We start from the raw sequence: 13,247 nt of genomic DNA on the forward strand, positions 1-13,247 counted from the left end.
CTCCTCGCCTCAAGGGTGCTTACCGCTCATCGCAAGTTCTCCAACCACCCTAACCAAGGACTCATTACTCTCTATTTCATGGTCGAGATCACCCAGGTCAGCGACGCCGTACATGTGGTCAACGGAGAGGCGGTCAACTGGGTGATCGCATCGGATGATTCGGGAGTCGCACTGTTCGACTCCGGCTACCCGGGCGATCGCGATGACGTCTTGAAATCCATTGCGGCGCTAGGACACAAGCCACAGGACGTGCGCGCCGTGGTGCTCACGCACGGGCACATCGACCACATGGGGACGGCGATCTGGTGGGCCGCCGAACACGGTGTCCCGGTGTATGCCCACAACGCAGAGTTGGGCAATGTGCGGCGCGACTACGTGGATCAGGCCGAGCCCTTCAAGGTGGTGCTGAACCTGTGGCGGCCCGGATGGCTGCCGTGGGTCATCCACGCGATGCGGCTGGGCGCCGGGGTCCGTGACGGCATTCCGACGGCGGTTCCGCTCGGTCCCGAGCTTGCGGATCTACCGGGTGCACCCGTTCCGATCCCGACCCCCGGTCATTCCGGAGGTCACTGCTCGTTCGTGGTCGCCGGTCACGTGCTGGTGGTCGGAGATGCCATCATCACCGGGCACCCGATCGCGAGCCGTTCGGGACCACAGCTGCTGCCCACTCCGTTCACCAAGGACATGGAACAGGCACGTCGCAGTGCGCAGGCTCTGGCCGAGGTAGACGCCGATGTGCTGGCTCCGGGGCATGGCCCGGCGTGGACGGGGTCACTGCGCGACGCGGTCGAGATCGCCCTGCGCACCTAGCGCCGAAGGGCGGATTCTCGCGCGCTACGCACTCGCGGTTTCGCGTGGAAAGTCGACACTCGCACCAGAGATGGGGTCCAGTCCCAGGTGTTCGCGCAGCGTCTCGTGTTCGTACTCGCTGCGGAAGGCACCGCGTTCCTGTAGCAGCGGCACCACGGTGTCCACGAAATCGTCGAGGCCGGCCGGGGTCAGGTGCGGGACCAGGATGAATCCATCGCAGGCATCGGCCTGGATGTAGCGGTCGACCTCCGCCGCGACCTGAGCGGGGGTACCGATGAACTGCTGGCGCGAGGTGACCTCCTTGATCAGCTCGCGGATCGACAGATTCTTGGCCTCCGCGATCTCCCGGTACTTCGCGGCGATCTCCCGCGGGTCGCCGTGGCGCGCCTTCCCCCGGGTGATCGAGTCGTCTCCGGTGGGCTCGACATCCGGCAAGGGGCCATCCGGGTCGTATCCGGACAGGTCGCGACCCCAGACCTGTTCCAGATAGGCAAGGGCCGTCTGCGGGCCCACCTGCTGGTCCCTGATGTAGGCGGCCTTCTCGATGGCCTCTTGCTCGGTGTCGCCCAGGACGTAGGTGACTCCGGGAAAAACCTTGAGCTGATCCGGGTTTCGGCCGTGGGCGACCGCACGGGCCTTGACGTCGGCGTAGTACTTCTGCCCAGCGGGAATCGAGGAGTGGATGGTGAACAGCGCGTCGGCATGCTTGGCGCCGAAGTCACGCCCGTCGGCCGAATCACCGGCCTGCAGCAGCACCGGATGCCGCTGCGGAGATGCCGGCGCGGTGGGCACACCACGGACGGTGAACTGCGCACCCCGATGGTTGACCAGCCGCGGCTCACCCGATTCGTCCCAGCTGTCCCAGAACTTGCGTGCCACGGTGATGAACTCCTCGGCCCGGTGGTACCGGTCGGCGTGGTCCAGGAAGCCGCCGCGCCGGAAGTTCTCACCGGTGAAGGCGTCGGACGAGGTGACCATGTTCCAGCCGGCCCGTCCGTCCGAGAGATGGTCCAGAGAAGCGAATTGCCTTGCCACATTGAAGGGTTCGTTGAAGGTGGTGTTGATGGTGCCCACCAACCCAAGCCGTTCGGTAACGGCGCCGAGGGCGGCCAGCACTGTGAATGTATCGGGTCGGCCCACTACGTCGAGGTCATGGATTCGGCCACGGTGCTCACGCAGTCGCAGCCCCTCGGCAAGGAAGAAGAAGTCGAAAAGTCCACGCTCAGCAGTGCGGGCCAGATGCACGAAGGAGGAAAAATCGATCTGACTCCCCGAGGCGGGATCGGACCACACCGTGGTGTTGTTGACGCCCGGAAAATGCGCAGCCAGGTGAATGGGCTTGCGGTCCTTGCCTTCCCGAACCTGAATCGGATCCGACGGGCCGCTCATCAGATCAGCCCCCATTCCTTGGCAATGAGTTCATAGGACCTGCGCCGGTCTTCGTGCCGGTGAGTGATGGAGGTAACCACCAGTTCGTCGGCACCGGTGACCCTGGCCAGGGTGTTGAGCCGCTCGGCGACCTGGCCCGCGTCTCCGACGAACTGGGTAGCGACCCGATCTTCCGACTGACGACGCTCCTCATCGGTAAGTGGTTGTGCACCATCGGGGTCGGGATAGGGAATGGCGCCATGCCCCGATCGGATCGAGTGCACCCAACGACCAAAGGTGCTGGTGAGATGGCGCGCGGTCTGCTCGTCCTCGGCGGCTACGGCGTCCGCCGAGACGATGACGTACGGCTCGGCCAGCGCCGCGGAGGGCCGGAACGCCTCGCGGTACGCCTCGATGGCCTCCAGGGTGGACCAGGGGGTGACGTGGTAGTTCGCTACGAAAGGCAGACCGCGCCGGGCCGCCACCTGAGCCGATTCACCCTTGCTGGAACCGAACAGCCACAGCGGCAGATCGGCGCCCTCGCCCGGACGGATATGTAGCGCAACACCTTCCGCACTGACGTACGTACCGTCAAGAAACGCCTGGATATCGGACACCTGCTGATCGAAATCGGCGATCTGTGCGCCCGGCTGCTGCAGGGTAGCTACGGTGGCCCGCAGCTTCGGGTTGTCCTTGATGCCGAACTCCGTAGGCGCCTCCGGGATGAACAACCCATCCACCTCATGGGCGGGGGCAGGTTCGGGCTTCTGCTCATTTCCGGCAAGCCGATCCCTGATGCGATGGCCCGTGCGCCCGAGGCCCAGATCGATACGCCCCGGGTAGAGCGCATCGAGGATACCGAAACTCTCCACGACTGCAGCGGCCGTAGTCGAGGCGACCTGGACGGCACCGGCACCCACCCGGATCCGACGGGTAGCGGCAGCGATATGCGCGATGACCAGTGCGGGAACGGTGCTCGCCACCGCGACGAAGTGGTGCTCGGCGAGCCAGTAGCGGCGGTACCCCCATTGCTCGGCATGCTGGGCCAGGTCGATCGAATTACGCAGTGCCGTCGCGGCATCCGATCCTTCGCTGACCGGGGACAGATCGAGAACCGAGAGTGGGACGTTCATGCCGACTTCCTTGCGTAGCGGTTGGTGGCGGTAGGCAGACCGAGCCGTGCGCGCAGGGTTCCGTTCTCATACTCGGTGCGGAACCCGTGGTGGGCCTGAAGAAGAGGCACGAGTTCGTCAACTATGACGGGAATGTCGAGTGCGTTGATCGCGGGCCGCAGGCGCACACCGTCGATACCCCATTCGTGCCATTGGGCGATGAGATCGGTCAGTTCCGGCGCCTGGCCGGTGAATATGGCTGCATCCGAATGGAACTCGTCCTCCCGGCCGAAGGAGACCACCAGATCTGCGAGCACCTTGATGGTGCGGTGACCTGCCGTGTTGTGCAGGCGGGCAGGGATCTCAGCGGCAGAGGCGCCGTCGTGCGGGGTGACGAAGATGAGGTCGGCATTATTCGCGGCGAATGCCTGTCCGGGACGGCTGCGGGCGAGTGCCGCGACCACCGACTGTCCCTGCGGGGATCTGGGCGTGATGGACGGACCCTTCACCGAGAAGAAGCGGCCCTCGAAGTCGGTGTAATGCAGCTTGTCCCTGTCGATGAAGCGACCCGTCGCCAGATCTCGGATCTCGGCGTCGTCCTCCCAGCTGTCCCACAACCGCCGTACCACCTCCACGGAGTCGGCGGCCTCCTCCAGCAGGTCATGCAGCGAGAGCACCTTAGTACGGCCGAAAACGTCGGCCTCGTCTTCGGTATCGGCGATGGTCACCTGCCAGCCGGCCCGGCCGCCGGACACGATGTCGAGGGTGGCGATCGACTTGGAGATGTGGAAGGGCTCGTTGTGGGTGGCCGGTGCGGTGGGGATGAGCCCGATACCTGTGGTCGCCGGGGCTACGCGCGCGGCGGTCAGTATCGCGTCCAGGCGTCCGCCGGGAGTGCGGGCGAATGAGTCCTCGAACGTCACGAAATCCAGCAGCCCGTGTTCGGCGTGCTGGACCTGCTCGGTCCAGTACTTTCCGGTCAACGGGCTGCCGGTGTGCTGATCCGCGCTCGGATGCCATCCGTACCCGTCCAGAGCCAATCCGAGCAGTGTGGTCACGGCATGTTCAACGTCCACGAACCGCGTGACGAAGGCGTTTATCTCACCTTGAAGGAAAAGCCGTTCGGTTCTCTGTGCCCAGCCAGGGCCGCCTACAGGCCCTTCTCGAACGGATGGATACCGACCTCGTCCGCGGACAGCGTCTGGTCATAAAGCGGCCGATACCCCGCAGACAGATACAGCGCCTTGGCCTCGGGCTGGCGTGGACCGGTGGTGAGGTAGATGCGCCGGTACCCGCGGCTGCGAATCTCCTGTTCCAGTGCAGCCAGGGTGCGCCCCGCCAATCCCTGACGGCGGTGGGCGCTGGACGTCCAGATACGTTTGAGTTCAGCGGTGTCGGCGTCATATCGCTGAAACGCGCCACCGGTCACGGCGGCACCGCCCTGGACCCCGATCAGCAGGCCGCCGTCGGGAGCCGTGAAGTGCGCGGCCGGGTAGTTGACCAGGAACTCATGGTGCTCATCCAGGGTCCCGCCGTATCGGGTGCTGTACTCCACCGCCAACTCGGCCAGCAGCGGGGCGGCCAGCGGATCCTGCTGCTCCACCGTCACAAACTGCAGCAGATCCTCACACGCCGTCATGTCATCCTTGCCTGGGTAGTCCGCGGGGGTTGATCTCCGACTTGGCGACCGCCTCGTTCTCCAATCCCCAGCGCTGCAACACCTTACGATACGTGCCGTCGGCTATGGCGTGATTGATGGCGTCCGCGACGGCCCGAACCAGCCCATTGTCCTTCTTGATCAGCACCGCGATCTCCCCCTGGAGTGCCTCCCCCGCGCCGGAGAATGTGCCGACCAGCTTGGTCTGTCCGGTCGCCTGGGAGTGAAACACCGCCGTCGGATTGGGGCCCACATACGCGTCGATGCGACCCGATGCCAATGCCAGGTAGTAGCCGGTGGTCTGCTGGAAGTACTTCAGATCGGCGGCGGGAAGACCAGCCGCGACGTTCTGTTCGTTCCATTGCACCAGCAGTGCCTCCTGGTTGGTGCCCGACCCGACGCCGATGGTCTTGCCGGCGATATCCCTGGCCCCCTTGACCTTCCAGTCCAACGATCGACGCACCTCGAAGGCGACGTTGTCCAAACGGTATGTCGCGAAGTCGAACTTGTCCTTACGTTCCTCGGTCACCGTCACATTCGAGATGAACGCGTCGACCTCGCCCGAATCCACCTTGACGAAGTTCTGCGCCCAATCCGCCGAACGCAGATCTACCCGCAATCCCAGAATGTCCGCCACCAGGTACGCGAAATCTGTTTCGATCCCGATCATCGTCTTGTCGTCATCAGCGTAAAAGCGCAGTGGTGGTGCGGAATTAGCGTCCCCGGTGACAATCAGCGTGCCGCGCCTGCGGATGGCCTCGGGCACCTCGGCGGCGATCGTATCCACCGTGGCCACGCGTACGCGGTCTTGGTCCGGACTCAGATTGAAGGCCGACGACACCTCCGGCTCCGCGCCCGTGCCACAACCGGTGAGGACAACCAGCGCGACACAGCACCACGAGATAAGACGTCTCACGCCAACACCTTGGACAGGAAGCCGACAGTGCGCGGATGCGACGGGTTGTCCAGCAGCTGTTCGGGCGGCCCCTGCTCGACTATCGCGCCTCGATCCATGAAGACCACGGTGTCGGCGATCTCCCGGGCAAGGCCGATCTCGTGCGTCACGATCACCAGGGTGGCGCCATCACTGGCGAGCTGGCGGATCACGTCGAGCACCTCGGTAACCAGCTCCGGATCCAGTGCCGAGGTGGGCTCGTCGAACAGAATAACCTTGGGTCGCAACGCCAAAGCTCGCGCGATGGCCACCCGCTGTTGTTGACCACCGGATAGCCGGCGCGGATACTCGGCCACCTTGTCGGCGACGCCGACCCGTTCCAGCAGCCGGGTCGCCTCGGCCACCAGCTCGGCGCGCGGCGCCCGCCGCACCGCCAGTGGCGCCTCGATCACATTCTCGAGCACCGTCAAATGAGGGAACAGATTGAAGTTCTGGAACACAAAGCCGACCTGCGAACGCTGCCGCAGAATGGCTCGTTCCGAGAGCTCGTAGAGCACCGAACCGCGCTGCCGGTACCCGATGAGCTCGCCGTCGATGCGGATTGTCCCGCCATCCACCTTCTCCAGGTGGTTCAGGGTGCGCAGCAGCGTCGACTTTCCGGAGCCCGACGGCCCGATGATGACCGTCACCTCCCCTTGTTGCACAGTCAGATTCACATCACGCAGCGCCGCCACCTGGCCGTAGGACTTGTGCACACCGCGCACCTCGATGGTGCTCATCGATGTGCACCCCGGGCGTAATGCCGTTCGATGTAGTACTGCACGACGGTCAGTACCGACGTGATCACGATGTACCAGACCGTGGCCACCATGAGCAGTGGCACCACCCGCCCGTTGCGCCCAAAGATGACCTGCACCTGATAGAAGAGATCGGCGATGGCCATGGTCGACACAATGGACGTGCCCTTCACCAGGCTGATCACCTCATTGGCGGCGTTGGGCATGACCGACCGCATGGCCTGGGGCAGCACGATCCGGAAGAACTGGCGGCGCCGGGGAATACCCAGGGCTGCAGCAGCTTCCAATTGGCCTTCGTCGACGGACAGGATGCCGCCACGGATGATCTCGGCGAAGTAGGCCCCCTGGTGCAAGGTCAATCCGATCACCGCGGCGGTCAGCCCGCTCAGCAGCTCGTTGGTATCGACGGTGATCAGGCTCGGCCCGAAAGGAATCCCGAAACTGATGCTGTCGTACAGGTACGCGATGTTGAACCAGAACAGCAGCTGCACGATCAGCGGTATGGACCGAAAGATCCACACGTACGTCCACGAGATGGCCTGCAAGACCGGATTCTTGGACAGGCGTGCCGCGGCCAGCGCCACACCCAGCACGAACCCGAGCACGGTGCCGTAAATCGTCAACCTGATCGTCAGCCATAACGCGGCCAGTACCGATTTGGCGGTGAAGTACCGCGCAAATGTCGGCCAGTCCCACCCCGGGTTGCGCACCAGACCGTGCACGAACATGGCCACGAACAGCAACGCCACGGCCGAGAGGATCCAGTTGCCCGGACGCGGCCGGCGCCGTACCCGCAGTACCGGCTGGCCAGACTCCTCAGATGCCCGAGCGCGCGGCGGCGCAGCGGGTGCCGATGTCATGCGGTCGAACCTAGGAACACCGACCAGTGCACAACAGTCTTTGGCTCCCGGCGAATCGAACGGCCGCTATCCGTCATGTCCGGCCGGGGAAGAATCCGCGCCGTCAGAGTGTTCAAATAAGCCATGCCAGAAATCCCCGCAGGCTTCGAAGATCTCCTGGAACAGCGCCTCTACGGTCACCTGGCCACGGTCGGTGGCGACGGTTCCGCGCAGTCCAGTCCCATGTGGTTCAGCTGGGACGGCGAGCGGGTGCGGTTCACCCACACCAACAAACGGGCCAAGTTCCGCAATATTCAGACCGAACCGCGGGTCGCCTTCTCGATCCTGGACCCCACCAACCCGTACCGATACCTGGAAGTGCGGGGCGCCATCGATCAGATCGACGATGACCCAACCGGGTCGTTCATCCAGGAGTTGGCGCACCTCTACCAGGCACCCTGGGCCGGGAAGAGCACCGGCGATGAGGCAGACCGCGTCATCCTCTACCTGCGGCCCACCAAGTTCCTAAGCCACGGCTAGGCCAACGGCACCAGCAGGCGCATGCACATATCGGTGGCCCTGGCCCCCAGTTCTGCTGCACTGCACCTATTTTCATCGGCAAGCCAGTCCTCCATGAGGAGGGTCACACCGCCGACGCCGAACACGGCCGCCTCCAGCAGCGCCGGCTCCGGCTGAGCAACGTCGGGCGCGATGGTCAGGAGTATCCCGCGCGCGACACGGTTCTGAAGACTTCGGCGTTTGGCGGCCAGCCCGGGAAATCCCGCGAGGTCGGAGGTCAGAATGCGCAGCACCGCCGGGTCTGCGATGGAGTGCTCGAGGTAAGCCGTAAGCCCGGCTGTCAGCTGCACATGCGGCTGGTCGCCGGCCACTCGACCCGCCGCTGTCATGGCCGCGAATAGTTCGGTGAACACGTCGTCCACGATCTGCAGAACCAGATCGCCGATCGCCGAGAACTGCTCGTAGAAGTACCGATCGGTCAGCCTCGTCCGCGCACAGACACCCCGCACGGTGACCGCGGGCAGCCCACCATCGGCCCATAGCTCGCGGCCCGCCCGCACCAGCGCCACGCGCCGCTCGTCTTGGCGCTGCTCTCGCGTCTTACCACCGTACGTGCGGTGAGTCTGACCGTTCGTCACGCTGAAACGCCCTTCGTCTTGACATAGGCAACCTACTCGCTAATGTTGAGGACACCCGTCATCAGAAACTGCCCGACAACGCGGTCTAGGAGATTTCATGACACTTGCACCCGAGCATTCCGCCTCCGACAAGGACTTTGAGGAGCTCATCTCCCGTCCCTTCGAGTCCCAGCTGCGCGAATACGACTACCAGGTCACCGATATCGACGGCGCCTTGCCGCCCGCGCTGACCGGCACGCTGTTTCGCATCGGTCCCGGCAAGTTCGAGGTGGGCACCACCGTGCTGCGGACGATGTTCGATGCCGACGGCATGGTGTCCCGATTCATCCTGGACGGTTCCTCGGTCCGCTTCACCAACCGATATGTGCGCACTCAGCAGTTCCGGGACGGGCTGCAGCAGGGCCCGATGCGCAGACCCGGGATCACCACCCAGGTGCCCGGGAAGCTACTCGCCAACCTCCAGGTGCCGGCGAACACCGCGAACACCAACATCGTGTCACTGGCCGGGGAAATGCTGGCACTCTGGGAGGGCGGGCCACCACACCGGCTGGATCCCGATACCCTGGAAACGCTGGGCACCAACGACTTCAAGGGCAAGCTCGGGTATGTCGGCGCCTTCTCGGCACACCCGAAATGGGATCCTGTCACCGGCGAGATGTTCAACTTCGGCCTCGACGTCTTTCCCACACCACGACTGCGCTGCTACCGGGTGAGCCCCAGCGGTCAACTCTCGCAGATCAATTCGGTAACCCTGTGGGATATGGGCTGGAACCATGATTTCGCGCTGACCGAGAAGTACCTGGTCTTCGTGCTCGATCCGATTCGCCCCAACATTGGCCAGCTGCTGCGCGGCAAGCGTTTTGACGAAAGCCTCGAGTACCAGCTGACCAATGGCAGTACCAAGTTCATTCTGGTGCCACGCGACGGGTCGAAGCCGCTCGTCATCGAACACGCCCCGCAGACTCATATCCATGTCACCAACGCCTTCCAGGACGGCCCAGATGCGGTGGTCGAATTCGTCAGATATGAAAGCCTCGAATTTTTACGACGAACACTGGACTCCGCCATGGGACCGAAAGACCACCCGAATCCTCATCACCATCTGGTGATCCGCGAATGGCCGGACAGTCACCTGGTGCGCTTCCGTATATCACCCAGCGGCAAGATCACCGAGGAAGTGGTGTCACAGTCCGCAAAAATCGAATTCCCGCAATATGACTGGCGCCAGTCCACTCGCAATCATCAGATCACCTATACGGCCGGGACGCTGGAACGCAAGGGCCACTACAACGGCATCTTCAAGTTCGACCATCGCACCGGCACCATGACACACTGCGACTTCGGGAAGGCCTCGGTGTGCGAACCCCTCTTTGTGCCGCGCGACAAAGACTCCGCACAAGATGACGGCTGGCTGCTCGCGGTCAATCACGATCTCGTGGAAAACCGTTCGCAACTAGTCATTCTCGATGCGCGTGATGTCGAGCACGGCCCAGTCGCGGTGGCGCGCTTGACGCATCACTTGCCGATAGGGTTCCACGGAACCTTCACCAGACGGGTTGCCAATCCCGATGCGCCGCTACCGCATCCGGAACTAGTGGCCTAGCGGGCCCGTGCCCGGTCACGCCTTGGAGGGCCACCAGCTCAGCTTGCCGAATGCCTGCGCAAGCGTCGGCACCATCAGGGTCCTGACGATGAAGGTGTCCAGCAGGATGCCCACCCCGATGATGAACCCCATCTGCACCATCTGATTGACCGAGCCGACCATCATGCCCAGCAGGCTGGCGGCGAACACCAGTCCGGCCGAGGTGATCACCGACCCGGTCTGACGCACGGTCCGGATGATGCCGAGCCGCATGCCGCGGGCGCTCTCCTCACGCAGGCGTGAGATGAACAACATGTTGTAGTCGGCCCCGACGGCCACAATCAGCACAAAGGTCATCGCGGGGACGGCCCAATCCAGCTGTTGCCCAAGGAGAACCTGGAACACCAGCACGCCGATGCCCAGTGACGCGATATAGGTGAGCAGCACCGTGCCCAGTAGGTACAGCGGCGCGATCACCGCCCTCAGCAGCAGACACATCACCAGGAAGATGATGAGCAGCGTGACGACGATGATCTCGCGCAGATCACTGTCGTAGGCCTTCTTCAGATCGGCATTGATAGCGGGGAATCCGCCCACCGACACCGTGGCACCGGCCAGCGCGGTGTTGGGCGTGGCCTCGTTTCCGACGCGCTCCATATCGCGGCTCAGCTGCATCGCCTCGGGCCCATAGGGGTTGAGCGGTGACTGAACCAGATACATGGCGGTACGCCCACCGTCCTGTAGAAACGCCGAACTCAGCTCCTTGAATCCAGGATTCTGCAACATCGCTCCCGGCACGGAGAACCCGGATGCGGCAGGGGAACTGGAATCCTTGCCAATGGTCTGCAGGGTTACGGCCGCCTCGCCCATGGACCGTACGGTGTCCTCAAGTTGGGTGTTCAGGTCGCGGATTCGCACGCCCATCGTCTTGACGGAGTTCATGTCGACACCCAGTCCCTGAAGCTGCTGGAAGTAGCCGGAGATGCGTTCGAACTTGCGTTCCATCTCGGGCAATTTCGCGAGTAGTCCGCGAATCTGCTTGAACTGATTATTCATATCACCCAGCAGCTGGGTGATCGTCTTGCCACCGGTGACCGCCCGCACCGACTCGCGCAGGCTATCCGCCGACGACAGCGGCCCCTTGTCGCGTAGCTCGACGAGCTGGTCGCGCAGCGTCACACAATCGGGTTGCACCGGGCAGAACGGGGATGCGGCCAGCGTCTGGGTCAACGACGCCCCGGCGTCGAGCGCCGAGAAGGTCGCCTCAACCGAGGGGCCCATCTTCGCGAGCTGATCCACCATCCCCGCCACCGTGCCCATCTGCGATATCAGCGACTGATACCGGTCCAACTGCTCTTCAACCTCTTTGGCCATCGACAACATCTGCGGCATCATCTGCTGCATCCGGACCAGATCCCCGTCGCCCAGTTCGTTGGTCATGGCCGACATGACATCGGCGAGTTTGGACATCCGTTCGAGCTGGGGCCGCAGGTCGGCGTTGACCTGCCCGCCTGTCTTGTCGATCTGCGTTCCCATGTATCCGATCTGCCATGCCAACGTCGCCTGAGTGAGCTTGTTGCCATCCGGACGGGTGATGCCGACAACCTTCCCGACTCCCGGGAGTTGAGAGATGCGCTCGGCCATCTGGTCAAGATCGGCCAACGCACGCGGATTGCGCAGATCCGATGGCGCCTGTACCAGGAGATATTGCGGCATCACCGAATTGGCGGGAAAGTGGGCATTGAGTATCCGCATACCCTGGTTCGACTGGGCCGAATCCGGCAGCACCCGCGACATATCGAAACTGGGCCGCATGAAGGGCACGAAGGACGCCGCCGCCAAAAGGATCACAATCGCCGCACCGAAGACGGGCCAGGGGTGCCGCACGATGTTCACCCCCATCCGGTGCCAGTACACGCCTGCCCGGTCCGGCCCGGGCAGGCCCAACCCGCGCTGGGCGGCCAGACTCAGCGTCGCCGGTAACAGCGTGGTGACCACGAAGAACGCGACGATCACCCCCATGGACACGGCCGGACCGGCCGCCGCGAGGAAGGCCAGCTTGGCGGTCAACTGGGCGATATTGGCGATCGCCACCGTGGCAGCCGTCGCCAGGATGACCCTGGTCATCGAGCCACAGGCATGCGCCAGCGCATCCGGCGGCGCCTCCCCCGCGCGAATTCGCTCGTGGTACCGACTCACCAGGAACACCGTGTAGTTGACGCTGGCCCCCATCAGCACGGCCATCATCAGCCCGGCAGACACCGAGGACACCGGGACCAGGCCCCGATCGGCAAGTCCGGCGATGACTCCACGCGCGATGAGCAGACTCATCCCCATCACCAGCAACGGCAGCATCGCGGTGAACCACGAACGGAAGACCAACAACAAGATGAGGCCGATGACGACCACCGTCACCGCGCCGATCTTGGGCAGATCACCCAGCGCGGCGTTGCCCATATCGGTGACAGTGCCCGCCGCACCGGTGATGTTCGCGGTGGCGGCCGATCCCGCGAAAGTCTGCTTCACCAAATCATCAACGGAGCGATATGCCCTCTGCGCCAACGGAGTACCAAGGTCCCCGGCCAGACCCGCCAGCGCGTACCACGTGGTGCCGTCCTCGCTGAGAACCTGCTTGCGCGCCACCGGGTTACTGCGCATCCGCGGATCGCCCAGCTGATCCTGCACGAAGGTGACGTACTCCTTGTTCGCGCCCAGCCGGTCAATCAGCGCGGAGTACCGAGCCTGCGCATCGGCGTCAAATCCCTTGTCGCTGTGCATGACGATGATGACGGCGTTATCGATTCCGGGACGGCCGAACGCCTTTCCCATCTCCTTCATCGATGCCAATGCCGGGCTCACTTCGCCCGTCGGCAGCGGACTGACCGAGTGTTCGTTGGCGACCCGCTCTAGTTGCGGCCACGCGGCATTGACCAAAACACCGACCGCTATCCATGCCAGTATCACCAGCTTTGCGTGCTTGGCCACGAAACGGCCGGCCCGTTCGAACGCCGGACTGTATTGGTGCGACAT

Annotated in this window: 12 protein-coding genes; 3 read left to right on the forward strand and 9 right to left on the reverse strand. The window is 63.8% G+C overall.

Features of this window, described 5'->3' with window-relative positions:
- Positions 1-78: 78 nt before the first annotated feature.
- Positions 79-810 carry an MBL fold metallo-hydrolase gene (locus HBA99_RS21585; RefSeq protein WP_070950561.1) on the forward strand — a complete coding sequence of 244 codons (732 nt, stop codon included), beginning with the start codon at positions 79-81 and terminating at the stop codon, positions 808-810.
- Positions 811-834: 24 nt separating this feature from the next.
- Here the strand turns inward: HBA99_RS21585 and HBA99_RS21590 are convergent, their stop codons facing one another.
- From HBA99_RS21590 to HBA99_RS21620, 7 genes are all read right to left on the reverse strand, one after another.
- Positions 835-2,214, reverse strand: coding sequence for an NtaA/DmoA family FMN-dependent monooxygenase (locus HBA99_RS21590; RefSeq protein ID WP_420063321.1), 1,380 nt, complete (start codon positions 2,212-2,214; stop codon positions 835-837).
- Positions 2,199-3,311 carry an LLM class flavin-dependent oxidoreductase gene (locus HBA99_RS21595; RefSeq protein ID WP_070950559.1) on the reverse strand — a complete coding sequence of 371 codons (1,113 nt, stop codon included), beginning with the start codon at positions 3,309-3,311 and terminating at the stop codon, positions 2,199-2,201. The genes HBA99_RS21590 and HBA99_RS21595 overlap by 16 nt, the downstream gene beginning before the upstream one ends.
- Positions 3,308-4,348: an LLM class flavin-dependent oxidoreductase gene (locus HBA99_RS21600; protein ID WP_070933341.1), complete on the reverse strand. Its 1,041-nt coding sequence runs from the start codon at positions 4,346-4,348 to the stop codon at positions 3,308-3,310. The genes HBA99_RS21595 and HBA99_RS21600 overlap by 4 nt, the downstream gene beginning before the upstream one ends.
- Before the next feature lie 92 nt (positions 4,349-4,440).
- Positions 4,441-4,929, reverse strand: coding sequence for a GNAT family N-acetyltransferase (locus HBA99_RS21605; protein ID WP_070932583.1), 489 nt, complete (start codon positions 4,927-4,929; stop codon positions 4,441-4,443).
- A 1-nt stretch (position 4,930) separates the two neighbouring features.
- Positions 4,931-5,863, reverse strand: a complete 933-nt coding sequence (locus tag HBA99_RS21610; RefSeq protein ID WP_070951977.1) for an ABC transporter substrate-binding protein — start codon at positions 5,861-5,863, stop codon at positions 4,931-4,933.
- On the reverse strand, positions 5,860-6,621 hold the full coding sequence (locus HBA99_RS21615; protein WP_057964143.1) for an amino acid ABC transporter ATP-binding protein: 762 nt from the start codon (positions 6,619-6,621) through the stop codon (positions 5,860-5,862). The genes HBA99_RS21610 and HBA99_RS21615 overlap by 4 nt, the downstream gene beginning before the upstream one ends.
- A complete protein-coding gene (locus HBA99_RS21620; protein WP_057964142.1) occupies positions 6,618-7,499 on the reverse strand; it encodes an amino acid ABC transporter permease in 882 nt (293 codons plus the stop codon). The genes HBA99_RS21615 and HBA99_RS21620 overlap by 4 nt, the downstream gene beginning before the upstream one ends.
- 123 nt (positions 7,500-7,622) lie before the next feature.
- On the opposite strand from HBA99_RS21620, the gene HBA99_RS21625 reads away from it, so the two are divergent.
- A complete protein-coding gene (locus HBA99_RS21625; RefSeq protein WP_070951976.1) occupies positions 7,623-8,018 on the forward strand; it encodes a PPOX class F420-dependent oxidoreductase in 396 nt (131 codons plus the stop codon).
- Here the strand turns inward: HBA99_RS21625 and HBA99_RS21630 are convergent.
- Positions 8,015-8,635, reverse strand: coding sequence for a TetR/AcrR family transcriptional regulator (locus tag HBA99_RS21630; protein WP_070951975.1), 621 nt, complete (start codon positions 8,633-8,635; stop codon positions 8,015-8,017). The two genes, HBA99_RS21625 and HBA99_RS21630, sit on opposite strands and share 4 nt — an antisense overlap.
- 97 nt (positions 8,636-8,732) lie before the next feature.
- Here HBA99_RS21630 and HBA99_RS21635 point away from each other — a divergent pair, with 97 nt between their 5' ends.
- The gene (locus tag HBA99_RS21635; protein ID WP_070951974.1) at positions 8,733-10,238 is read left to right on the forward strand and encodes a carotenoid oxygenase family protein; all 1,506 of its coding nucleotides are present in this window, start codon (positions 8,733-8,735) and stop codon (positions 10,236-10,238) included.
- A gap of 15 nt (positions 10,239-10,253) precedes the next feature.
- On the opposite strand, the gene HBA99_RS21640 is transcribed toward HBA99_RS21635, so the two are convergent.
- Complete coding sequence (locus HBA99_RS21640) at positions 10,254-13,247, reverse strand: MMPL/RND family transporter (protein ID WP_070951973.1); 2,994 nt, start codon at positions 13,245-13,247, stop codon at positions 10,254-10,256.

The organism is Mycobacteroides chelonae, assembly GCF_016767715.1.
Classification (GTDB): Bacteria; Actinomycetota; Actinomycetes; order Mycobacteriales; family Mycobacteriaceae; genus Mycobacterium; species Mycobacterium gwanakae.